A 24,075-nucleotide genomic window follows, 5' to 3' on the forward strand; every position below is an offset into this window, starting at 1 on the left:
GACATGCATGAGCATCAAAGCTGAGGAAATCAGTGTTCTCATAAAACAGCAGATTGAAAATTATCAATCTGAGATGAAAGTGAGCGAAGTCGGTACAGTTATCGCAATTGGTGACGGTATCGCACGTGCTCATGGCCTCGACAACGTCATGGCTGGGGAACTTTTAGAGTTCTCAACTGGCGTCATGGGTCTGGCTCAAAACTTGGAAGCGAACAACGTTGGTATCGTTATCCTAGGGCCTTACACAGACATCAAAGAAGGCGATGAAGTACGTCGAACAGGCCGTATTATGGAAGTTCCTGTCGGAAAAGAATTAATCGGACGCGTTGTTAATCCACTTGGGCAACCAGTTGATGGATTAGGTCCGATCAATACGACAAAAACACGTCCAATCGAAAGCCCAGCACAAGGGGTTATGGCGCGTAAATCCGTTCATGAACCACTACAAACGGGTATTAAAGCGATTGATGCACTTGTACCAATCGGCCGTGGACAGCGTGAATTGATCATCGGTGACCGTCAAACAGGTAAAACGACAGTTGCAATCGATACAATTTTGAACCAAGCTGACCAAGATATGATTTGTATTTATGTAGCAATCGGACAAAAAGAATCAACAGTTCGTGGTGTTGTTGAAACACTTCGTAAAAACGGCGCACTTGATTACACAATCGTTGTTACGGCTTCTGCTTCACAACCATCACCATTACTATACCTTGCTCCTTACACAGGAATAACAATGGCTGAAGAATTCATGTTCGATGGTAAGCACGTTCTAATCGTTTATGATGATCTATCTAAACAAGCAGCGGCATACCGTGAACTTTCTTTGCTACTTCGTCGTCCTCCGGGCCGTGAAGCTTATCCTGGTGATGTTTTCTATCTTCACTCTCGTTTACTTGAACGCGCAGCGAAGTTGAATGACACACTTGGTGCAGGTTCTATCACGGCATTGCCATTCGTTGAAACACAAGCTGGAGATATCTCTGCTTATATTCCAACGAACGTAATTTCCATTACTGATGGACAAATATTCCTTCAATCTGACCTATTCTTCTCGGGTGTACGTCCAGCGATTAACGCCGGTCTTTCCGTTTCCCGTGTTGGTGGATCAGCGCAAATCAAAGCAATGAAAAAAGTTGCGGGTACACTACGTCTAGACCTTGCGGCATACCGTGAGCTAGAAGCGTTCTCACAATTTGGCTCAAACCTTGATTCTGCAACTCAAGCGAAACTTGACCGCGGAGCGCGTACAGTTGAAATCTTGAAGCAAGACTTGAACAAACCGTTTAAAGTTGAGCAACAGGTTATGGTTCTTTACGCATTGACACGTGGATTCCTTGACGATATTGCTGTCAAAGATATTCTTCGTTTCGAAGCAGAACTTTTAAGCTGGCTTGAAACTAACCACACTGACGTTTTAGATCATATTCGTACAACGAAAGACCTTCCAGCAGATGAATTGATGGCAACAGCACTCAACGCATTCAAGAAGATCTTCGCACGTTCTGAATAATTCTAGTTGGAATCATTTTGACGAAGAACGTCAATGGAATCATCTTTGACGGAAAGCGTCAAAATGATTAAAAAAACAAAAGGTGGTGAGAATTGCCAATGGCATCTTTACGCGACATAGAAAACCGTATTAAATCGACGAAAAAGACAAGTCAGATTACGAAAGCAATGCAAATGGTCTCCGCTTCTAAATTAAGCCGTGCCGAGCTGAATGCGAAAGCGTTCATCCCGTACATGGAGAAAATCCAAGAAGTTGTAGGTTCAATCGCAGCTGGAACAAGTGACTTGAGTCATCCGATGATGATTAGTAGACCGGTCAAAAAGACAGGTTATATCGTGATTACATCAGACCGTGGACTCGTTGGGGGTTACAATGCTAACATCCTACGTATCGCAAAACGTGCGATTGAAACGCGTCACGCTTCGAAAGAAGAAGTGAGCATCATTTCAATCGGACAAAAAGGCCACGACTATTTCGAAAGACTAGGTTTCAACATAGCTGAAAGTAAGATCGGTCTATCTGACCATCCTTCTTTCGACGAAATAAAAGATATCGCGAAGCGTGCTGTTGGCATGTTCACAGAAGGCGAGTATGACGAAGTGTACTTGTACTACAACCACTTCGTTTCTGCCATCGCAAGTGAAGTGACGGAAAAGAAATTGCTTCCGCTCACTGACATCACATCGACTGCCGCTACTACTTCATATGAGTTTGAGCCTTCAGGCGAAGCAATTCTTGAAGTGCTTCTTCCGCAATACGCGGAAAGCCTTATTTATGGAGCTGTAATTGACGGAAAAGCGAGTGAACATGCTTCCAGTATGACAGCAATGAAAACTGCTACTGATAATGCAGCTGATTTGATAGATTCTTTAACACTTTCATTCAACCGTGCACGACAAGCTGCGATCACGCAACAAATTACGGAGATCGTTGGCGGCGTCGCTGCTCTTGAATAAGAGTGGACACTGCACGGCAAAGAGTAAGACAGGAGGGAAAAAGTATGAATAAAGGACATGTTCTTCAAGTAATGGGTCCGGTTGTTGACGTCAAGTTCGAAGACGGTCAGCTTCCAGCTATCTATAACGCACTGAAGGTCCAAATTGAACGTCCAAACGCTGAGCCTGAAACGTTGACACTTGAAGTCGCGCTACACCTCGGGGATGATTCTGTACGTACTATTGCGATGTCTTCAACAGACGGTCTACAACGTGGTTCTGTAGTTGATGATATGGGTTCTGCGATTACTGTCCCAGTTGGTGACATTACATTAGGACGCGTATTTAACGTACTTGGAGAAATTATCGACCTTGGTGAGGAAGTTCCGGCATCAGAACGCCGCGACCCAATTCACCGTTTAGCTCCAGTATTTGAAAACCTTTCAACTGAAGTTGAAATTCTTGAAACAGGTATTAAAGTTGTTGACTTACTAGCCCCTTATATTAAAGGTGGTAAAATCGGTCTCTTCGGTGGTGCCGGTGTAGGGAAAACAGTTCTTATTCAAGAATTGATCAACAACATCGCTCAAGAACACGGTGGTATTTCCGTATTCGCAGGCGTTGGAGAACGTACACGTGAAGGTAATGACTTGTTCTACGAAATGACTGATTCTGGCGTTATCACGAAAACGGCAATGGTATTCGGTCAAATGAACGAGCCGCCTGGCGCACGTATGCGTGTTGCTTTAACTGGTCTTACAATGGCAGAATACTTCCGTGACGAACAAGGCGCGGACGTTCTTCTATTCATCGATAATATCTTCCGCTTTACACAAGCTGGATCTGAAGTTTCTGCACTACTTGGCCGTATGCCATCAGCAGTTGGTTACCAACCAACACTGGCAACGGAAATGGGTATGCTTCAGGAACGTATCACATCTACAAACCTTGGTTCAGTTACGTCTATCCAAGCAATCTATGTACCAGCGGATGACTATACTGACCCGGCTCCTGCTACGACGTTTGCTCACCTTGACGCAACGACGAACCTTGAGCGTAAACTTTCTGAAATGGGTATCTACCCGGCTGTGGATCCACTTGCATCGACTTCCCGCGCACTAAGCCCGGAAATCGTTGGTGAAGAGCATTACGCAGTTGCACGTCAAGTGCAGCAGACACTTCAGCGTTACCGTGAGCTTCAAGATATCATCGCAATCCTAGGTATGGATGAGCTTGGTGAAGATGATAAGCAGTTGGTTGGACGCGCACGTCGTATCCAGAACTTCCTATCACAAAACTTCCACGTTGCTGAACAGTTTACAGGACAAAAAGGTTCTTACGTACAAGTAGCTGAAACAATCAAAGGCTTCAGCGACATCCTTAAAGGTATGTATGACCACCTTCCTGAGGATGCATTCCGACTTGTCGGTCGCATCGAGGACGTTATTGCAAAAGCGAAAAGTATGGGTGTAGAAGTTTAATTTAATTCATCAGGACTTAAATCCCTTATCATTAAATTAGCCTAAACGTATTTACTGATAAGGGACCAGGAGGGGAACAAATGAAGACAATTAAAGTCAATATCGTCACTCCCGACGGCCCTGTTGTTGAAACTGAAGCGAACATGATCATCGCAGTTACCGAAACAGGTGAAATCGGGATCCTTCCCGGCCACATCGCGATGGTTGCACCGCTTCAAATCGGTGGTCTTCGCCTTCAGAAGGATGATTCGACGGAACAAATTGCCGTTCATGGCGGTTTCATCGAAGTCCGTCCGGATGTTGTCACTGTTTTAGCACAAAGTGCAGAACTGGCTTCTTCTATTGATATCATCCGTGCTAAAAAGGCGGCGGAACAAGCAGAAGAAACACTTCGGGCAAAAAAAGAAGGCAGAGAACACGAATTGGCGGAACTGGATTTAAAACGTGCCCTCAATCGTATCAATGTCTACGAAACAAGAAAAAAATGAGTTGTTGATGTTGGCGGACAGGGGGAAAAATTCTTCTGTTCGCCTTTTCAATGTAATTGAACCAAATCGTTTTTTTAGAACTCAATGAACAAAGGAGGGCGTCGAATGGGCGACATCATAGCATTTCAACCACTGTTGGCCATTGTATCGCATACTTTTTTTATAGCGATTTCATTTTATGCACTACAGGCGATCATGCCAGAAAAAATAATTAAAAAGAACCGTGTCTTTCAAGCACAATTATTGTTCATTTTACTTAGTATTTTAATGGGTTGGGCAGTATCAAATTTCTTTTTAGAGCTATCCTATTGGTCGGGAAGACTTCCGTTTATGTTCAGCTAAACTGTTAACTTCGGTTCAATAAATGTACGATGAGTAAATAAGATACTTGTTGTCGCCGCGAATATGAAAAAAGCCTTAGTATATTTCCGTTAGGAATACCACTAAAGCTGAACGAAGAGTTTCGTATTCGGGGCGATGACATGAAAATCATCAATTTGTGTTTAAATAAGGTTTGTTATGACTAATTATGGGGAACTTAATTGACAAGCGGGGAGACATTTTGACACAAGACGGGATTAGTGCACATAGTATAAACTACTTGGCGCTTAGTCGGAAAAATAGACCAGACGTTACTTGTTTAAAAAGCAAGGGCACTGTAGAATAGTATATGTTTTGATGATAAATCTTTTGCAAAAAATAATATATAACTACAACATGTTTGGCTACAACATAGGAGTCGGAGGGACTTGTTTTGGATAAAATAATTATCAACGGTGGACGTGTTCTTAAGGGAAACGTCCGTGTCGAAGGCGCTAAAAATGCAGTATTACCAATATTGGCGGCTGCACTTCTAGCATCTGAAGGTGTAAACGTAATTCGTGACGTTCCAAATCTATCAGACGTTGGGACAATAAACCAAGTACTGAAAAGTTTAAATGCGAAAGTTGACTACACGCCGAAATTGAATGAAGTCATTATTGATTCTTCTGGTACGCTTTCAAGTGAAGCGCAGTTCGAATATGTACGGAAAATGCGTGCATCTATTCTTGTCATGGGTCCACTTCTTGCGCGTAATGGCTTCGCACGCGTTGCACTTCCAGGTGGTTGTGCAATCGGATCACGTCCAATTGACCAACATTTAAAAGGCTTCGAAGCGATGGGAGCAGAAATTACATTTGGCCACGGACACGTTGAAGCAAAAGCAGAAAACGGTTTGAAGGGTGCTAAGATTTATCTCGATTTCCCAAGTGTTGGTGCGACTGAAAATATCATGACTGCAGCGGCATTGGCTATAGGAACGACAATCATTGAAAACGCAGCGAAAGAACCTGAAATCGTAGACCTTGCCAATTTTATTAATGAAATGGGCGGTAAAGTTGTTGGTGCTGGTACGGACAATATCCGAATCGAAGGCGTCAATAAATTACATGGTACAATTCATCATATTATACCCGATCGTATCGAAACAGGTACTTTCATGGTAGCAGCAGCAATTACAGGTGGCGATGTCATCATTGAAAATGCTGTACCTGAGCATAATGCTGCGCTTATTTCCAAATTGGGTGAAATGGGCGTCGTCATTACAGATTTAGATGAAGGAGTTCGTGTTACTGCACAACTTCCTTTAAAATCCGTAGACTTGAAAACAATGCCACATCCAGGCTTCCCGACAGATATGCAGTCCCAAATGATGGCGCTTATGCTAACTTCGACGGGCACTGGTATTTTAACTGAAACTGTTTTTGAAAATCGTTTTATGCACGTTGAGGAATTCAGGCGTATGAATGCTTCTGTTAAAATTGAAGGTCGGTCGGTTATTATTTCAGGACCATCTAAACTTCAAGGCGCTGAAGTGGCGGCTACGGATCTTCGTGCAGCTGCAGCCCTAATTCTTGCAGGACTTGTAGCGGAAGGCGTAACACGCGTTACTGAACTGGAGCATCTTGACCGCGGATATGTAAATTTCCACGGAAAACTTGCGGCTCTTGGAGCAGATATCGTCCGTGTTTCACCGGAAATGCAAACGGAAAAATCAGCACAACTGGTTTAATCAAATTCAATACGTATCTGGAAAAGGCTGTAGAGAATCGACTACGGCCTTTTTCGCATCTCATTTTATGTAATTTCTTTGGCAAGACGGTAAGCACTCAGATGGCCTCCTGCACTTTTGCTAGTATGTCCAAAAAAGCAGGAATAAAACCCAATATGATTCATATAATTAATCATGGACAAACTACTAACAGCATTATTCATCATACTCCTATTTTTCATCCCTTTTGTATTGAGACAGGCGCCTGAAAAAGTCAAAGAACCCGGAGAACAGAAAGTAGAACTCTGCCCCGTCGACATCACTATTGCCGGTTCGGACAAGCCAATCTCGCTTGAGGAGTATGTAGTAGGGGTCGTTGCAGCTGAGATGCCTGCCACGTTCCATAAAGAGGCGCTAAAAGCTCAAGCAATTGCGGCCCGTACATACGCACTCCAGACAACGGCTAACGGCGAAAAACCAATTGCTACTGATGTTTCTGCACAAGTCTATTCTTCAGAAGCGAAACGGAAAGAGCGATGGGGGAAAGAGTTTAAGCGTAATGAAAAGAAAGTGCGAGCAGCAGTGGAAGCGACTGTGGGAGATACCATTGTTTATCAAGACAAAATGATATCGGCGATGTTTTTTTCCACATCTAATGGGAAGACTGAGACAGCACAGAACTTTAGTGGCAATGATATCCCCTATCTACAAAGTGTGGAGAGTCCCGGGGAGGGGGACGTTGAGGCAAAAGTAAAACGAACAGCCGAAATGACGCTTGCAAAATGGAATAAAACAATCGGCGGCAAGTGGGATGCCGATAGCTTCAGATCATTACAACTTGTGCGCAATCCAACAGGTCGTGTCCAAAAAGTTGTAACTTCTGGATTCCAAGCGAGCGGCAGGGAAGTGCGTGAATTATTGGGACTAGCATCAACGGACTTTGATATCGCATTTGATGTGACAAATAAAATCGTACATGTAACAACGACAGGATATGGCCACGGCGTTGGCATGAGTCAATATGGAGCAGAGGCGTATGCTCAGAAAGGATGGACAGCTGAAAATATTCTTTTACACTATTACACAGGCACGCAAATAAAAAAGTTTACATTACTTGATTCCCAATGTTTAAAAACTCCTTCACTTGCAAATAATAGCGAGTGAGGTGATGACAATGCGAGAAGAAAAACCGAAAGCCCCTTCTCAGAAGAACAAAAGTGCAAAGACAAAAAGCTGGTTTTGGCCAATAGTCTATTCCGGTATCGCAATCGTCTTCGTTGGCATGATCTGGGGTTATAATGCATTCATGAAAGATGATGCCCCAGGACTTGCAGACGTTGCAGGGAAGGACCCTGAAGAGGGATTGACAATCAAGACGAACGCAGCAAAGGAGACGCTCAAATTCCCATTCGCTGAAGCACTCCTGGATGACGTGGCCATTCTGCAAGATTATTATGATGTAAATGCAGATGCAGCCATGCGTGAAAGTGCAATGCTAGTATTCGACCAGCATTATGTTACGAACACAGGCATAACTATTTCAGTACAAGGCAAGGCATTCGAAGTCGTCGCTTCGTTAAGTGGTACAGTGGAGGATGTCGTGCTAGACCCATTTAAAGGTGATGAAATCATACTTTCTCATGCTGATGGGTTGAAAACAATCTATCGATCTGTCTCAGGTATTCTCGTTAAAAAAGGTGAAGAGGTGGACCAGGGTCAAGTGCTCGCCACCGCTGCGGAAAACGATTGGAATAGTAAAGTCGGTATCCACCTTAATTTCGAAGTACAAAAAGATGAAGTAGCCGTCAATCCGCGCACATATCTTGCATTTTAAAAACGTACGTTCCAAGCCATTTCCGAATCAATCCGGAGTGGCTTTTTTTTTTGATAAAACCGATCATAACCGCACGCCAACTAAACAACCGTTGCCTCAACGCCCGCCCGCATATCAAGCCTATTAATCGCATAAGATAGAGGAAGATACGGACCTGATACGAAAGGAAGAGGGCGTGCACGAGCAAATACGGAGGCGATGCGTGCGCCTCGGAAAAATGTTGCTGGAAACTGGACTTACCGTACGGGCGTTAGCAAAAGCGACAGGCTATTCGAAAAGCACGGTCCACAAAGATTTGACAGAACGTTTGCCTAACGTCGATGTGGCACTGTCTGAAGAAGTCGCAAAGATACTTGCCTATCATAAGTCTGTCAGACATTTACGGGGCGGCGAGGCGACTAGGGTAAAATGGATGAACGAAACGAAAAAAGTAGGAACCAGTTAGGGATGAAAGGCGTATCGCAGACTCGTTGCGATACGCCTTTTTCGTGTTGTCTAGGCTTCAGCGCCTAGAGGCTAGGGTCATAAGTCAGGCCGTCTTATGCCTGCCGCGGGCCTACAGGATGTAGGTCACGCAGCTATTGCCACAGGAAGTGGCGCACTTAAGCTGCGTTCCTCAGACCAGGCGCATCCGCTTTTCATGTTGTCTAGGCTCCAGGCGCCAAACGCTTGGGTCACTTCAGACTTCAAGATAAAGGCAAAGAACGCCTTTTTCTTGAAGTCTGAAGTGCCTGTCGCGTCTGGGCGGCGCCTTCCGCTTTTCTAGTAGTTCTTTCCCTCAAATCAGTTCTAAAGTATATTCATTGCCAGTTAACTATGGTAAAATGATTAGTTAGAAGCATATACATACACGGGAATATCCAATGATACGGGTGGAAGGGGAAACTGAAACAATGTTTGCAAAAGATATTGGGATCGACCTCGGAACGGCCAACGTTTTAATACACGTTAAGGGAAAAGGAATTGTTCTAAACGAACCCTCAGTAGTGGCGATTGATAAAAATACGAATAAAGTACTGGCAGTCGGAGAAGAAGCAAGACAAATGGTTGGTAGGACACCCGCCAATATCATTGCGATTAGACCTATGAAAGACGGGGTTATCGCTGATTTTGACGTAACGGAAGCTATGCTTAGTCACTTCATTAATAAATTGGATGTTAAAGGGTTTTTATCAAAACCTAGAATACTTATCTGTTGTCCAACAAATATTACGAGCGTCGAACAGAAAGCCATTCGACAAGCAGCTGAAAAATCGGGCGGCAAGAAAATTTACCTTGAAGAAGAACCGAAAGTTGCAGCAATCGGAGCTGGAATGGATATTTTCCAACCGAGCGGTAACATGGTTGTCGATATCGGTGGGGGTACAACGGATGTCGCTGTTTTATCGATGGGAGACATCGTTACATCACGTTCTATCACTGTAGCTGGGGATACTTTTGATAACGATATTACACACTATATTAAACACCATTATAAATTGCTTATCGGAGAACGGACAGCAGAAAATATTAAATTCAATGTGGGGACGGTTTTCCCAGGCAGTCGAAAAGAACATGTGGACATAAGGGGACGTGACATGGTTTCGGGACTTCCCCGCACAGTTACAATCCATTCAGATGAAATCGCTATAGCACTGAAAGAATCAGTCTATATGATTGTGCATGCAGCGAAAAGTGTCCTAGAAAAAACACCCCCTGAATTGTCTGCTGACATTATCGATCGTGGCGTATTTCTTACTGGGGGCGGTGCGTTATTGCACGGCATCGACCAATTACTCGCTGATGAATTGAAAGTACCTGTATTCATTTCAGATAATCCACTCGATTGTGTTGCAATTGGGACAGGCATTTTATTGGAGAATATGGACAAGATCTCGAATCGTTAGGAATCGTTACCAACAGCAATTTTGAAGGACGAGGAGGTGGACATATGTTCCGTGGATTTTACACAGTCGGCTCAGGGATGATTGCACAGCAACGCAGAACTGAAATGCTGGCGAATAATATGGCCAATGCCAACACGCCAGGCTACAAGGCAGAGCAATCCGTGATTCGTTCATTTCCAGAAATGTATATGTCGAGTATTAACACGGCAAAAATACCAACAGAAAACGGCTTTCAAATGAAGGGTTTATCTCCAGTAGGTTCAGTTTCGACGGGTGTTTACATGCAGGAGACGCTGCCATTATTCACGCAGGGACAATTGCGCGAAACTGAGCTGACGACCGATATCGCACTGGTTGACGGCCGCTTACCGATTGATGTAGAAACAGGAACTCAAGGTGCCATCTTCTTTAGACTTGAAAATGAAGGTGGAAGCGAACAATATACGAAGAACGGCAGCTTCACACTTGATCCAAGTGGATTTTTGACCAGTGCAGGTGGCGCCTATGTTCTTGATAATAACGGGCAACGGATTGCCTTGCAAAATGATGATTTCCGTGTAACGGATGAAGGTGTAATTATGGAAGGCAACACGGCCGTCGCAACACTCGGTATTTCATTCGCTCAGCGCCCTGACATGCTTCTCAAGCAAGGAGATGGCATGTTCGTGACAGAAGGCGGCGAAAACCTTACAGCTGCAAACGGCATGGCAGGCGTCACTTATTCGATGCAGCAAGGTTATCTCGAAGGTTCCAACGTCGATGCAGCACGAACGATGACGGACATGCTTACTGCGTACCGTGCATTCGAGGCCAATCAAAAAATACTTCAAGCCTATGACCGCAGCATGGAAAAAGCGGTAACAGAAGTCGGTCGCGTCAACTAATGACACGCCATTCGAAAGGAGCCGGTATGCATGATACGCACAATGACGACAGCAACAAATACACTGAGTCAATTGCAAAGTCAAATGGATATAATTGGGAATAATCTCGCGAACATTTCGACGCATGGCTATAAAGCGAGCGATGCTAAATTCCAAGAAATGTTGGTACAACAATTCAATAATGACAAAGCAGACACTGCGCCGCGTCAATCACCCATCGGTATCCGCTACGGGTCGGGAGCTGTACTTGGTCAATCACAGATGAATTGGAAAGCGGGTTCATTGCAAATGACGGGCCGTGAACTTGATTTTGCACTGACGACACCAAAACAGTATTTCAACGTACTCATGCCTGACGGTGGTGGGGAGCAAACTGTCTATACACGTCAAGGGAATTTCTACGTTTCTCCAGTAGCAAACGGACAAGTGATGCTTGTTAATGGTGATGGCTATCCCGTTGCAAACAGTGCGGGATTGCCAGTCACATTTTCCGATAATGTCAAAAATTACACAGTAAAATCAGGTGGGAATTTGCAACTGACAAACGCAGACGGGACAACGCAAACGATTGAACTTGCTGTGACAGTGATGGAACGACCCAACTTGATGCAGCGTTTATCCGCAACAAACTTTGCATTGCCTGAAAACTTGGCAGATCTTGGTGTCACACAACAACAGGTTTTAACTGAGCTGCAAGGTGCTGCACGAAATGTAATAGGAATGGAAGGTCAGGCGCTCGAAGCGTCTAACGTCAACTCACAGAAAGAGATGACGGATCTTATTAGTGTGCAGCGTAATTATCAATTTAATGCGCGGGCAGTGACACTTGCGGACCAGATGCTCGGTCTGATTAACGGCATTCGATAAGTAATTAATAAAATAGTATCGTTCGGCTCTGAAGTGTATGAGACAGGCGAAGAGGGTAGTCTACCTGCAACCGGTAGATATCTGAAGACTGGACAATTAGGGAGTACTGAATATGACAGATGAAAAAAGAAACGACTTGAATTCGAATGAGTCAACGAAAAAGGATAGCGCCCCGCCTTTAATTAGGTCTACTCGTAAAGAACGCGGACGGCAAAATAAGTCGGCAGCGGATACTCCACCGAAAAGGCAATTATGGGTCCAAATTCGTATCCTTCCAATTTGGCTTCGTGTGATACTTGTTCTCTTGCTTCTAGCTGGGGCAGCTTATCTTGGGGCCTTGGTAGGCTACAGCAGTATTGGCGATGGGGATTCGAGTGATGTCTTTAAGAAAGAAACATGGATGCATATTATGGATATCATTAATGGGAAAGAGTTGTAAAAGACTCTTTTATCTTTATGGGAAAAATAGTGAAATGTCAGGAGGATGGCTATGCTAACAGCAGAACAGATACAGGCGATTTTGCCGCACCGTTACCCATTTCTTATGGTAGATCGAATTCTTGAGGTCGAAGAAGGAAAACGAGCAGTTGGTATAAAAAATGTGACAATCAATGAAGATTTCTTCAACGGACATTTCCCAGGCTATCCGGTTATGCCAGGCGTACTTATTGTGGAAGCACTTGCGCAAGTCGGTGCCGTCGCCCTATTGCAAAAAGAAGAAAATAAAGGACGTCTTGCCTTTTTTGCTGGTATTGACAATTGTCGCTTCAAACGGCAAGTGACGCCAGGCGATACGCTAAAACTGGAAGTGGAAATCACACGACTTCGCGGTACGATAGGTAAAGGAAAAGCCATCGCAACGGTTGACGGAGAAATAGCATGTGAAACAGAAATCACGTTTGCCCTAGGTCCTATTGTTTCAAAAAATGGGAATTAAATTTGCGAACGCCTTGAAAATTAGTTACAATGGTCATTACGGTGCGGTTACAATGCACTTCTAAAGTGGGAGGTAACAAATCAGTATGTTTAAAGATCTTTCTCCAAATTTAAAAAGTAGCATTACGAGGTCCATCACACAGACCTTCGAACAATACATGAGCGATATTGAATGGTCCGGTGAAAATTTCAGTATCGATGATTATATCGCCAGCTGGCGTGAATATATTACTGTAAAAGCGCTTTGGTATTCAACAATTCCAGAAGAGATGAAAATTGATCCAGAATTCCATGAAGATCTAGCGCAGCGTATCAATGAAATCATCGCCCGTATCCTCAGTGAACCGCCATCTGAAGAACAGATTGTGGCAATCCAAAGTATGCAGGAAGAACTTGATACGCATTTTGAGTATGACTGTAAAGCTGAAGCGGTATACATTGACACATTGCTTAAAAAATATTTAGAAGCGTAAAAAAGAAAAATGGATAGTTTCCTCGTTTCGGGCAAAGCTACGAAGTATCATACAGGTTTGTGTGATAGACGGCTTGTGGAGAGGAGGAATCTATTCATGTTCAAAAAAGCGATACCACTTGTTCTTATGTCAGGACTCGTACTTACAGCTTGTGCAAACAACGGTACGGTACCAAAGAACAACGAAACTCCAATGGAAAAAGTGGAGGATCGAACGAGGGACTTAACGCCTGATGTGAAAAATGGGCAAACTGGACCGAATATGGATGGTCTCGAGAACGAGAGAGGCACTGGTGTGGACAACGGAGTCATTAATAATGGAAATGTAACAACTCCGAATGAAGGAGTCATTATTGATGAAAAAACGAATACACCGAACGAAGTCATCATCGACAAAAATCTCGATCAGAACAAAATGAACGGAAACAATCGTTAACCGCAAGCCGCGCGAAAACCGCCTCGTAACATTAGAGGCGGTTTTTTTATTTGCAAAAGCGGAAGCGCCTGTTCAAGGAACGCAGCTTAAGTGCGTCACAAAAGGAAGGTAGTCTAAAGTCGCCGCGTCCTGCGGAAACGACTGCGTGAACTACATCCTGTAGGCCACTGTAATCTAGGCAGCGGGAAATCATTCATCCTGTTTTTCTTTATCCTTCTTCAAACGTGGGCGTGATCGCATATCAGACTCGAACCGCTGCAGCAAATCAGCGCCACCCATTCCCTCGTCAATCAATTCTTCTAACAGCTGTTCTGCATACTGTGAGCGTGCTCGTTTTAAGCGGCCTTTCATTAAGACGGAGACATTATCGCCAATCAGCTTTACTCCTTTGACAGCAACGCGGAAAGCAGCTGGCTCATTTTCAGGATAAGAAATAACAACTTTCGCTTCCAGTAATTTTTCATCAGCCATCCACTTTTCAAAGGTGGATTGATGTCCCTTATCAATGAACATCTCCAATATCCACATACGGTGACTGTTTTCTTGGTTGATTATTATTCCGTCGATAAGAGGGAAATCCTGCATGCGCTCTTCGTGTAATATTCCGACAGACAACATTTTGAATGTTTTCATCGGTATCCACCTCAATCTTTTCCTTTTATTATACCATAGGCAGAAATTTCAGCGACCAACTTAAAACATTCAAAAATTAAATTATCCGTGATTTGGATAAATTCAAATACGGCCTACGGTTACGCGATTTGTGTTGAAAAATACAATTTTATAGATAGCCGAAGTAGGGGTTTTATAGCGGAAAATAGACTGAAAATTGAAATATGTGATATTGCATAAATTTGAACGAATCAAGTAAGATGAAATTAATAAACGAGAGAGGAGGAAATTGATTGAATCAAGTTGCGCTGGTTGGACGTATCACAAAAGATCCAATTCTGAGAAGGGTATCTGAAGGAAGGGTGCAAACAAGCTTTGTACTTGCCGTGAACCGCAATTTTAAAAGCCAAAAAGGAGAAGTGGAGACAGACTTTGTACTATGTACGCTGTGGGGAAAGGCGGCGGAGAATACCGCCAAACATTGCGGTAAAGGATCTTTGATCGGCGTTGGCGGGCGCATTCAGTCTAGGTCCTACGAACGTGAAGACAAGAGTAGAGTCTATGTTACAGAGGTGATTGGGGAGGATATACGATTCATATTAACGAAACAACGCACCAATGATAACTTGTATAGTGAACAGGTAGGTAGCATGGCGCTACCGACAAAGGAAAAAAGCGATGCTGAGCATTTCAATCTGCCCAACCGTGAAACAGAAGGATTACCGATTTTTTAACCAGGCTCAAAGATACATAAAAAGCCGGGGAATTGTAGAGAAAAGGAGTGGACCCGCCAGCCGGACGACGAACCGGGGCCGTACCGACAACTGAAAATGGATAGGTAGTAAGCAAATGTGAGGAATAGAAATGTCCGAACATGTCAACAGAAGGGGTTCTGCCCATGTTCGGTTTGAGTGAGATAAAAGTATTGCGAACAGATGCTCAGGGGCATCTGTTCGCGCGGAAAATATGGGTAATGTATCGCTAATATCCGATGGGGTCGGATATCTTACGTCAAAAAACGCAAATGAGGATCCCGGGAACGGAGACTGCTTCCGTCAACGGGATCCACACAAGCGGATTAGGAAAAGAAGGGGGTGCGGAACATGACTACAATTGAAAAGGATGTGAAACGGATGGAAATGCAAATCGAACAATTAATCAGTATTGTAGCCAATCAGAACAATCGCCTGAATCGAATTGAGGACCTAGAAAGGAAGAAAAAACTCGGAGCTGTACATATTATTCCGCTTGCTAAACGTGTGTAAGGGGATTCGACAATGGCAAGTAAGAAGACCCCAGTGCCACTGACGGCTCTGGAGTCTTCTATAAACATAAATTTAGTTGTCAAACGATAACAAATCGTCCAGTTCCGAATCGGATAAATCGGACAGCCATTGACTTGATTGAATAAGATCCGCGGACAATGCGGCTTTCTCGACAAGCATCTTGTCGATTTTTTCTTCAATCGTTCCAATCGTCACAAACTTATGGACGTGGACGAATTTCGTCTGGCCTATGCGATATGCACGGTCAGTAGCCTGATTTTCGACGGCAGGATTCCACCATCTATCAGCATGCAATACGTGGTTTGCGCCAGTTAAGTTCAATCCAGTTCCGCCTGCTTTTAACGATAAGATGAAAATAGGGAATTCGCCTTCTTGGAAAGCCTCGACAAGCCGGTCACGTTGCCCTTTTGGCATACTACCCGTCAAGAATGGCACATCGATTCCATGAAGTTCAGACAAACATTGCCGGATTAGTTGCCCCATGCCAATGTATTGCGTGAAAATCAGGCATTGCTCCTTATTAGAAGCGATTTCAGCTGCCATTGACACAATTAGGTCTAGTTTATTGGATCTAGATAGCAATTGTGTTGCTGAAGCGGGCGGCTCTTTCAAGAATAAGGCTGGATGGTTACAGAGTTGTTTTAATCGGCTAAGCATTTTTAAAATTAGGCCCTTCTTTTCAAAACCGGTAAGTGTCTGCAACTTGAATTTCGTTTCTTCAAGGAAACTTTCATATAAGGCAGCTTGTTCAGTCGTTAAAGGACAATATTCATTTTGCTCAAGTTTTTGCGGAAGATTGAGCTGTAAATCAGGATCACTCTTCGTTCTGCGTAACAGGAATGGACGAATTTTTGCTCGTAGCTTCCGCTTATCCGCTTCAGAGTCATCACGTTCAATCGGGATGATGAAGTTATCCGTGAACTTGCGGAAACTGCCGAAATACCCTTTGTGGATAAAGTCGAAAATCGCCCACAGCTCTGATAACCGGTTCTCAATCGGTGTACCGGTTAGTGCGATATGGTGCTTGCCGCGTAGTTTTCGGATGACACGGGACTGTTTTGTTTGCATGTTCTTAATGTTTTGCGCTTCGTCGAGTGTAATGCTGGCAAATTCCGTTTCTGCTAGCATCTCGCCATCCTGTGAAGCAGTACCGTATGTTGTAAGAACTACGTCTGGCTTCAGTTGGGCCATTAGTTCTTTAAAGCTTTCGTCTTTTGCACGCAGCGGTCCGTAATGTGTATAGACAGAAAGTATCGGTGCAAACCGTTCAATCTCTTTCTGCCAGTTTCCAAGAACACTTGTCGGACAAACGATAAGTGACGGTGAATCTGTATCAGGTCTCGCGTGGATATTCAGTAAATAGGTAATGAGCTGAATGGTCTTACCTAATCCCATATCATCGGCAAGGCATGCGCCAAAATGATTATCACGCAAAAAGATAAGCCAGTTATAGCCGTCTTCCTGGTATGGCCGAAGTTCAGCAACTAAATCTTTTGAAATACCAGCTGTAGGAAGTCCTTTTTTGTCGGCCAGCATTTCCATATAGCCCCGAAGTGATTGGTGCATCGTGAAAGCAAAAAGTGGGTCATCGATATCTTCATCCTCTTCAAGAGGAACAATCTCTTCCGGCACGTCTTGGAAGAGTAGGTCTTTAACCGTCCACTCACCGGCATCCGCGCGATCCATTAGATCACGAATTTTTCTGAGCCAAAGGGGGTCGATATGGAACCATTCGTCACCAGAGCGGATGTATTCACGATTTTCATCGACGAGCTTACGGAATGAATCTCGGTCAATTGGGTTACCAGCAAGTGAGAAATTCCAATCGAAAGATAGCACTTCATCCAAGCCAGTAGCCGATTTATACGATTGTATACCCGCGTTCGTTCGAATACGCATTTTCGATTCTGTCACTGATTTCAACCATGCAGGCAGGATGACCGGATAGCCGAACGATTGCAGTAGCGGAAGATCCTCTTTAATAAATGTTCGTACTTCCGGATCAGACATTGGTGTGGACAAAAAGCTTTCGCTTGAAGCCAGATCCACAGAGCCGAGGAAGGATGTCATTTCGGATTGCTTTTTCACAACGTCATCTGCGTATGGTTTCCATTTAGCCGGGAGGGCATCAGCGGCAGGTGCATTCACTTTCCGGGCGGCAGGCGTCCAATGCGCACCGCGTTCACCGATAATAACCGTTTCAAGAAGCCATTCCGTATCTGTCTCAGCTTCTGGTTCAGTTAAGCGGAAAGCAACACTGATTGGCATTGTGGAAGCGGATTCGCCTGGCCAGCCATACATCTGTAAATGGGGTAGCAGTGAGGCTAGCAAATCGGGATTGATAGCAGATGCGGCAAGCTTGCTACTAACTGCTTGGCTGATAACAGTTGCAGCCCCTTCTGATATGCCCGCTTTGTCACCGTTAAAACGAATCGTATTGCCGGCTACTTCTGCATAATTCCATAGATTAGGGTCTGTCCAGGCGCTAGTTGCCTCACGAATGGAAGCAAGCTGAGTATCGTCTTCATCCGTCAGTCCTACGAACGTAACATAGGGATGCATAACAGAAAAAACTTGTAGCAATTGGTCTGCCTGTAAATAAGCAACTTCGTCATCCATATTCGCAAGAAGTCCGTACAGTGCACGCTCATTGTTGAAGAACAGGAAGGAAACGAGCTCATCTGGAGCGACTGTCACCCCTTTGCTATCTTCAGCGGCGATGGAAAATAGTCCGTCTTCCATCAAGCGGATGCTCATGCGAAAAAGGCGGTTCAACGTGAATGTTCCGGTCATAAGTTCAAATTCCCTTTCTCCATTTCTTCCATCAATGCGCGTAGTCTGCGGTTTTTTTCACGCACTGTATCGATATATTGATTCCAGAAATCAGCTTTTCCACTTTTCTTCGAACCAGTTTTCATTTGTTTAAACAATTTAACGGCACGCCGATAACTGTGACGGTTCTTTTCTTTGATGAAACCCATGGCAAACGTATGGAGTAAAGGCAAGACGGCTGATGGATCCGAAGCCAATGCCACTTTTAAGCCGCCAGCTTCAGCACCGTCATAAGAAACACCGTATCTATGCATGAGAGCCGCCCATTCGCCGAACCGTTCACGTTCAACTAAAAAGTCAGCATAAACATCGATGCCGGGTTCCCCATATTGAGCAAACAAGCTTTCGCGTAATTCTTCTGAGAAATCTGCCGCTTCGAATAAACCATCGATGTCCCGCACGAAAGCAGGACGAGATGAAAGTAAAACCGATTCGCTTACATAATCGCCGATGAAGGGCAACAAGGCGTGCATAATAATAGCTAGGGCCTCAGTTTCATCATTATTTTCCGCTAGTTTTGCAAGCGGTAGCCATGTAGCGACATTAGCAGCTGTCACATGTGTAACAAGTTCTGCTAACTCATCATGCTCTCCTTGAATCAAATGGAAAAAGGCAATGAAAACGCGTGCTTCCTCCGATTTTTCATTCGTGAGAATCGTTAATTCAGTGTCCCGAGCGGCTCGAAACGGAAATAGTTGCTGCCAAAAAAGGCGATAGACCTGGAATCTCTCATGGAAAAGTCCAGAATTCCCAAGGGCAAATGTACGAACGAGATCTTTCACTCGTTCATGGAAAGCATCTGCTTCAAACAATTTCGGTTTTGCACCGATTGCGTTGACGCTATCATTCAGCTTTCCAAGCTGTTCCGTTAACCAGTTTTGCACATACCACTTCCCGTAGAAAAAGGAAGTTGGTTCACCGCCGAGATGACCTTTTACATACGTCCATCCGGCATCCAGTACATGTAATCGATAATAGAGTTCAAAAAGAGGTTTCCATTCATATTCAAACGGAATAAGCGGAGTAGCTTTTTGATCAATTATAGAAGATTCATGGATGAATACTCCTGGATTTTCCGCTATGTCAATGATACGAAGCGGTCGAGTTAAGCGTGTCAGGACGTCAATCCACGCATCTGGGGTACGCTCTGAAATGGATAGTGCCATCTGCTCAGATTCAGTTCTGCGCCATTCGTGGAGCCAATCGCTCAAAGAATGGTGTTGTGAATAAAGATGAAATACGACTGCAATCCGGTGCGAACACCAGCCAGCGTATCCGCACGTACATTTCGCATCCACGTTGTTGAAAGAAAGGCGAACGTTTACTGAATCTACGCCAAGGAGAGTCGCTATTACTGCTTCTTCAGATGGCGCGTATCTATAGGAATTGGTGGCACCATTTCTGACAAGAGCCACAGCGCGTCTGATTACCAGTGCATTGGACTCTATATCTGGTCGTAGGGCAAGTTTAATTGTATTCATAAATTCATTTATTTCATTTTCGTGCAAGTAGGATACACGTTCGACAGTCATATTCATCGGACCACTCCCTAAGAAAAGCATTCCTTCTATTATACCGCTTTTCTCTAGAGAGCGGAAATGAAGTTATTCCATATCTTGTTCTTTTGTTTGTTTATGGATCAAAGTAGAGCATATTCGTTAAAAAAATTGAAGAAGGGGTGAGGAATTGGAGAAACTTGTTCTATATGTACCTAATTTGGAGTCTCAGTTTTATTATAAAAAAGAATTTCAAGAAAGTATCACTCCGTTATCATGCACGAGTACGCGCACCATTAATCATATCATCTATGAACCGGTGGAACGTAAATTGTATTTTCGTTCGGTGGCATTCGGCATGATGGAATTTCAGTTTGTGATGCTCGACTTTAGGCATAACAAAATTGTATTCATGAGAAACAGGGTTTGTCCTCGAGATGTAAATGAATGGTTATCATCACTACAATTGAATTTTGAACCAAGAAAGATGTCATTTGTAATGGAAAGGCCAAAAAGGAATTATGCTTTTCAGTAACAAATATAGATGATTAGCATACTATAATAATAATTTGTTGAAACTGTTCACAAACTAGCTACAGTTGTGATAAACTAATAACAATCAGAATATTCAATATTGGGAGGGAGAAAGATGCTATCAGTTCAACGAATGACTCCATTTTTCACGAGTCAAGAAGATTTTCATCTCCGACTAGTGTTTGCTTATCAATACTTTTCCATTCTTAAAGGGGGGGACGTATTTCAATTCATCCCATCAGAGGGAAAAGAAATCGTCATTAATACCAAGAGTTTGCAAGTTGAAAACCTCGGGGAAGTATTTGTTTTCCAACGGGGGAGCCGATTTATTCGATTACCGCTCTACCAATTGCTCCTTATCTCGGATCTTCATATCCATTTGACGACTATTCTTGAAGGAACGATGGGGCTGGAAATGGAAGCAGAGACGCCAGAAGTTGTAACGCTAGAAGCAGCGGGTATCGTTGAACTACTAGAAGCCGATAACAGATTACGCATGATTGATTTTGCACTCGAAACAGACAACATACAAATGTTCAATGAACTGACGGAAGGACTGCAGCAAAATTGAAAAGTCAAACTTAACAAACACCTGTCGTTGTAGGTTAACGGTAGGTGTTTTTTTATTGTCCTTATCCCTTATAGATGATCCAAACGAAAGCCTACATAGCTGCCACGGTCGTATAAATTTCCATATATATTTTACATATATATTCGGCACTACTTATTTAGAATGAACTATATATGTTGAAATAAAGAATCCCAATGAATTCGCTGCGGCTACCCCTTGAAAGGCGCCTTCGCTCAGTTTAGGTAGGTATACATTTTATTTGTAATGTGTCTGCTACTTATATAGTCCCGTAATGAAGTGAAGAGCCACAATTAAAATGGTGGAACCTGTCAAACTAAACAGAAAGTCATTCCATGTCAATGCATGAGTTTCCTCTATATTCATAATTATCTGCCCATTTGTCGATTTCCCGGGAAATAAGCCGGTATTCATTTCCCAACGAATCGTGCCATTTTAGAAGAAAGTATAGTTTTTTTGAATTAGTATAGTGTCTAGCTCCAGGCGCGGGCCTACAGGATGTAGGTCATGCAGCTGTTGCGACAGGACGTCGCGCACTTAAGCTGCTTTCCTTTTAGAAGGATGGACAAAAAGTGAACTTAATAAACATGTTTTATATGTTTCTATATTCCATTGAATAAGGAAAATAGAAGAAAAACACGGTTTACTAGCATCCAAACATTGCAAATCTCTCAATTTTTGCTAAAGTAATCATAGTAGATCAATAACGCTTCGGCGTAATTGCGCCTGCAGGATGTTAAGGCGACTTCATCAAATTCAGCAATAGTGAGCAGAAAGGGATTACCCGTATGTTTTTTGACTTTAAGTTTTGGCACTTCTTGACGAATCCACATCAGTTGGCAAACCAACTTGAAAATTCTTGGATGCGCGGCTTCAAAAAACGTGTGTTAATCGTAGCTTTTTTCGGTGTTCTTTTATTCGCCATTCGTGATTTGTGGGGAATGAATACAGAGTCAATTACAGCACTCCTGTCCACAATGACCACAACTGATTACACGATTGCACGATATGTGTCGGTAGTTGGAGCACTCATATGGGCACTCATGTATATGGCATTTCATTTCTTTGGTTTTGCATACATATTAAGCCTATTGACGGCAATTCCGTTTAAAAAGTTATTACCCTTACAACTACTCGTGACGGGTATTCTATTGCTCGAAAAAGCGGTTGTCCTTCTTGTGTTTATGATGAAAGGTGCAACAACAAGTGTGTCGTTCCTATCATTTGGACCGCTTGCGCTTACATTTCTTGATTCTTGGTTTATCATCCTATTCCTCAATCAACTAACAGTGACAACTGCACTTATCATTGCACTTCAATCTCGGTTTATCCGCGCGTATACTGGCAAAATCGAGCGAAAAAGGTTTATCTTGATACTCATAGGAATCCACGTAGCAATGGCACTCATAGTAGCGGCTGTTGGATTTATTCCACTGGAAAGCTTGTTCCATTCCTTTGTAGAAGGGGGTGTTGGTAGTGAATAAAGTGACGAATATTGCTGTCGCTGTTGCAATCAGTGCATTTTTAGCAGTGAATTTTTATCTGCTATTTTCCGATAAAAGCGTCATTACCAAATCAGTATATGTCGAACGCTATGAACGTATGACAAGCAGTAATCACCGGGAGGAACTTGCAAAAGAAGGCATTGTTGCACCCGAAGAAACCTATACAGTATATGTGGGTAATGACGATACGGTAGATTCATGGCTAGTTAAAGAAGGCGACCCCGTGACAGTTGGGGATGAAATCGCCATTCTACAAACAGAACGTGCAGAAGGCCAGCGCGCAGTATGGGAAGCCGAACTCGAGGCTCTTCAACAACAGACATCATCCGTTCGAAGCATGCTATCGGGTCTTGAGTCTGAGCGACAAGAAGCTCAATCGGATAGTTCTTCGAATGTGAAACGCAAAGACAATGTGTCGGATAACACAACCGACACAAAGGTAGAAGTTGGACTGAATGTTGATGTCCAAGTAGATGTGAAGCAGGACGGATCATTTGCACAGGCCATCGCAGCGGCTGAACAGGAACTTTCCGAAATCGAACGAAAGCAAACAGTTGTTGAAGCGCAATTAGCGCAAAATCCAGGAAGACCTGCACTAATCAGCCCTGTTGATGGAGTGGTTTCTAAAGTAACTCGTACGGGTTCCACGCTTTCAGTCGATATTTTTAGCTCTCAAAAAGTGATTGTCACATATGCGAAAAATGACGAGTGGCATAAAATTGAAAGTGGCGACCAGGTCTTAATCCAAGGGAATGGCGTCGAAAACGTGGTAGAAGGAACTGTTCTTTCTGTTTCCCAGGCACCTGCAATCGACAATGAGTGGATCCAAGCCTACAAAGTACTCGACGAAACTGAAGTGAAGAACCCACTTTCGTATCATGAAGTACGAATTTTGGGAGATGCTATTGATCAATCGGTACCGTTTGGAACAAATGTCAATGCAATCGTTATTGTTAATGAAGCATTGGATGCCATTTCAGTGAAAGAAAAATGGCTTCATGACTTATACAAAGAAACGGCGTTTGTGTGGATAATTGACAATGAAGGGCGTGTCGAGCAAGTGGGTATTGCTACACCGTTCACTTGGGAAACCCGAGCAGTCGTATCGCAAGGTCTTAAACTTGGAGATGTAGTTATCTATGAACCTGCACTTGTAAATTACGGAAATGCGCCTAGGGTATTTATGTCATTGCCAAAAGATTTGCCTTCCAAAAAACAATGGAGAGCATTCGGATGGAGAAATTACGTGAAATATATACTTATACGATAAAATCGAAAAAAATAGGCTGCCGTCTGATTCCAGTCGGGTAGCTTCGTTGTTATCAATACTTCCACAGCAACTGGCGCAGGTAACTTCGTCGCTATCAGCTAATAATTAAAAAAAGGGGCTCACTGAGCTTCTTTTTTTTTGATAAATAATAAAGATTAAGCGCTGAAAAAAAGGGTATTCAACT

At 43.5% G+C, this 24,075-nt stretch carries 25 protein-coding genes; 22 read left to right on the forward strand and 3 right to left on the reverse strand.

Features of this window, described 5'->3' with window-relative positions:
* The first annotated feature begins 7 nt into the window (after window positions 1-7).
* From atpA to I2483_RS05750, 16 genes are all read left to right on the forward strand, one after another.
* Window positions 8-1,516, forward strand: a complete 1,509-nt coding sequence (atpA, locus tag I2483_RS05675) for a F0F1 ATP synthase subunit alpha (protein WP_186667900.1) — start codon at window positions 8-10, stop codon at window positions 1,514-1,516.
* Window positions 1,517-1,614: 98 nt separating this feature from the next.
* On the forward strand, window positions 1,615-2,472 hold the full coding sequence (gene atpG / locus I2483_RS05680) for an ATP synthase F1 subunit gamma (RefSeq protein ID WP_207174323.1): 858 nt from the start codon (window positions 1,615-1,617) through the stop codon (window positions 2,470-2,472).
* A gap of 44 nt (window positions 2,473-2,516) precedes the next feature.
* Window positions 2,517-3,932 (forward strand): F0F1 ATP synthase subunit beta, encoded by a 1,416-nt coding sequence (atpD, locus tag I2483_RS05685; protein ID WP_207174325.1) that lies wholly within the window; start codon window positions 2,517-2,519, stop codon window positions 3,930-3,932.
* Between the two features lie 80 nt (window positions 3,933-4,012).
* A complete protein-coding gene (locus tag I2483_RS05690; RefSeq protein ID WP_207174327.1) occupies window positions 4,013-4,420 on the forward strand; it encodes a F0F1 ATP synthase subunit epsilon in 408 nt (135 codons plus the stop codon).
* Between the two features lie 105 nt (window positions 4,421-4,525).
* Window positions 4,526-4,762: a DUF1146 family protein gene (locus I2483_RS05695; RefSeq protein WP_207174329.1), complete on the forward strand. Its 237-nt coding sequence runs from the start codon at window positions 4,526-4,528 to the stop codon at window positions 4,760-4,762.
* Window positions 4,763-5,174: 412 nt separating this feature from the next.
* Entirely contained in the window at window positions 5,175-6,473 is a 1,299-nt protein-coding gene (gene murA, locus I2483_RS05700) for a UDP-N-acetylglucosamine 1-carboxyvinyltransferase (RefSeq protein ID WP_207174331.1), read from the forward strand.
* A 174-nt stretch (window positions 6,474-6,647) separates the two neighbouring features.
* Window positions 6,648-7,616 (forward strand): stage II sporulation protein D, encoded by a 969-nt coding sequence (spoIID, locus tag I2483_RS05705; protein ID WP_207174333.1) that lies wholly within the window; start codon window positions 6,648-6,650, stop codon window positions 7,614-7,616.
* A 10-nt stretch (window positions 7,617-7,626) separates the two neighbouring features.
* Window positions 7,627-8,286, forward strand: a complete 660-nt coding sequence (locus tag I2483_RS05710; protein WP_207174335.1) for a M23 family metallopeptidase — start codon at window positions 7,627-7,629, stop codon at window positions 8,284-8,286.
* Window positions 8,287-8,461: 175 nt separating this feature from the next.
* On the forward strand, window positions 8,462-8,731 hold the full coding sequence (locus I2483_RS05715) for a sporulation transcriptional regulator SpoIIID (protein ID WP_186667887.1): 270 nt from the start codon (window positions 8,462-8,464) through the stop codon (window positions 8,729-8,731).
* A gap of 448 nt (window positions 8,732-9,179) precedes the next feature.
* Window positions 9,180-10,172, forward strand: coding sequence for a rod shape-determining protein (gene mreB, locus I2483_RS05720; protein ID WP_207174337.1), 993 nt, complete (start codon window positions 9,180-9,182; stop codon window positions 10,170-10,172).
* Window positions 10,173-10,216: 44 nt separating this feature from the next.
* Window positions 10,217-11,056 carry a flagellar hook-basal body protein gene (locus tag I2483_RS05725; RefSeq protein WP_207174339.1) on the forward strand — a complete coding sequence of 280 codons (840 nt, stop codon included), beginning with the start codon at window positions 10,217-10,219 and terminating at the stop codon, window positions 11,054-11,056.
* A 30-nt stretch (window positions 11,057-11,086) separates the two neighbouring features.
* Entirely contained in the window at window positions 11,087-11,923 is an 837-nt protein-coding gene (locus I2483_RS05730) for a flagellar hook-basal body protein (RefSeq protein WP_207174341.1), read from the forward strand.
* A 112-nt stretch (window positions 11,924-12,035) separates the two neighbouring features.
* Window positions 12,036-12,362, forward strand: coding sequence for a DNA-directed RNA polymerase subunit beta (locus tag I2483_RS05735; protein WP_207174343.1), 327 nt, complete (start codon window positions 12,036-12,038; stop codon window positions 12,360-12,362).
* A gap of 51 nt (window positions 12,363-12,413) precedes the next feature.
* The gene (fabZ, locus tag I2483_RS05740) at window positions 12,414-12,860 is read left to right on the forward strand and encodes a 3-hydroxyacyl-ACP dehydratase FabZ (RefSeq protein WP_186667881.1); all 447 of its coding nucleotides are present in this window, start codon (window positions 12,414-12,416) and stop codon (window positions 12,858-12,860) included.
* 85 nt (window positions 12,861-12,945) lie between these two features.
* Window positions 12,946-13,332, forward strand: a complete 387-nt coding sequence (locus tag I2483_RS05745; protein ID WP_207174345.1) for a hypothetical protein — start codon at window positions 12,946-12,948, stop codon at window positions 13,330-13,332.
* A gap of 96 nt (window positions 13,333-13,428) precedes the next feature.
* Window positions 13,429-13,767 (forward strand): hypothetical protein, encoded by a 339-nt coding sequence (locus I2483_RS05750; protein ID WP_207174346.1) that lies wholly within the window; start codon window positions 13,429-13,431, stop codon window positions 13,765-13,767.
* Between the two features lie 189 nt (window positions 13,768-13,956).
* On the opposite strand, the gene I2483_RS05755 is transcribed toward I2483_RS05750, so the two are convergent.
* Window positions 13,957-14,400: a YwpF family protein gene (locus I2483_RS05755; protein WP_207174347.1), complete on the reverse strand. Its 444-nt coding sequence runs from the start codon at window positions 14,398-14,400 to the stop codon at window positions 13,957-13,959.
* A gap of 272 nt (window positions 14,401-14,672) precedes the next feature.
* Here I2483_RS05755 and I2483_RS05760 point away from each other — a divergent pair, with 272 nt between their 5' ends.
* Window positions 14,673-15,113: a single-stranded DNA-binding protein gene (locus I2483_RS05760; protein WP_207174348.1), complete on the forward strand. Its 441-nt coding sequence runs from the start codon at window positions 14,673-14,675 to the stop codon at window positions 15,111-15,113.
* Window positions 15,114-15,482: 369 nt separating this feature from the next.
* Window positions 15,483-15,644 carry a hypothetical protein gene (locus tag I2483_RS05765; RefSeq protein ID WP_207174349.1) on the forward strand — a complete coding sequence of 54 codons (162 nt, stop codon included), beginning with the start codon at window positions 15,483-15,485 and terminating at the stop codon, window positions 15,642-15,644.
* Window positions 15,645-15,716: 72 nt separating this feature from the next.
* Here the strand turns inward: I2483_RS05765 and I2483_RS05770 are convergent, their stop codons facing one another.
* On the reverse strand, window positions 15,717-18,458 hold the full coding sequence (locus I2483_RS05770) for a DEAD/DEAH box helicase (protein ID WP_207174350.1): 2,742 nt from the start codon (window positions 18,456-18,458) through the stop codon (window positions 15,717-15,719).
* The gene (locus I2483_RS05775; RefSeq protein WP_207174351.1) at window positions 18,455-20,035 is read right to left on the reverse strand and encodes an SWIM zinc finger family protein; all 1,581 of its coding nucleotides are present in this window, start codon (window positions 20,033-20,035) and stop codon (window positions 18,455-18,457) included. Before I2483_RS05775 ends, I2483_RS05770 begins: the two co-directional genes overlap by 4 nt.
* Before the next feature lie 148 nt (window positions 20,036-20,183).
* Between I2483_RS05775 and I2483_RS05780 the strand changes: the two genes are divergently transcribed.
* The 4 genes from I2483_RS05780 to I2483_RS05795 all read left to right on the forward strand — a co-directional run bounded on the left by I2483_RS05780 (window position 20,184) and on the right by I2483_RS05795 (window position 23,891).
* On the forward strand, window positions 20,184-20,528 hold the full coding sequence (locus tag I2483_RS05780; RefSeq protein ID WP_207174352.1) for a hypothetical protein: 345 nt from the start codon (window positions 20,184-20,186) through the stop codon (window positions 20,526-20,528).
* A 114-nt stretch (window positions 20,529-20,642) separates the two neighbouring features.
* Entirely contained in the window at window positions 20,643-21,098 is a 456-nt protein-coding gene (locus tag I2483_RS05785; RefSeq protein ID WP_207174354.1) for a transcriptional regulator, read from the forward strand.
* A gap of 806 nt (window positions 21,099-21,904) precedes the next feature.
* Window positions 21,905-22,600, forward strand: a complete 696-nt coding sequence (locus I2483_RS05790) for a hypothetical protein (protein WP_207174356.1) — start codon at window positions 21,905-21,907, stop codon at window positions 22,598-22,600.
* A complete protein-coding gene (locus I2483_RS05795; RefSeq protein WP_207174357.1) occupies window positions 22,593-23,891 on the forward strand; it encodes a permuted SH3 domain-containing protein in 1,299 nt (432 codons plus the stop codon). The genes I2483_RS05790 and I2483_RS05795 overlap by 8 nt, the downstream gene beginning before the upstream one ends.
* Window positions 23,892-24,075 lie beyond the last annotated feature (184 nt).

This window comes from Sporosarcina sp. E16_3, from assembly GCF_017347125.1.
Lineage (GTDB): Bacteria > Bacillota > Bacilli > Bacillales_A > Planococcaceae > Sporosarcina.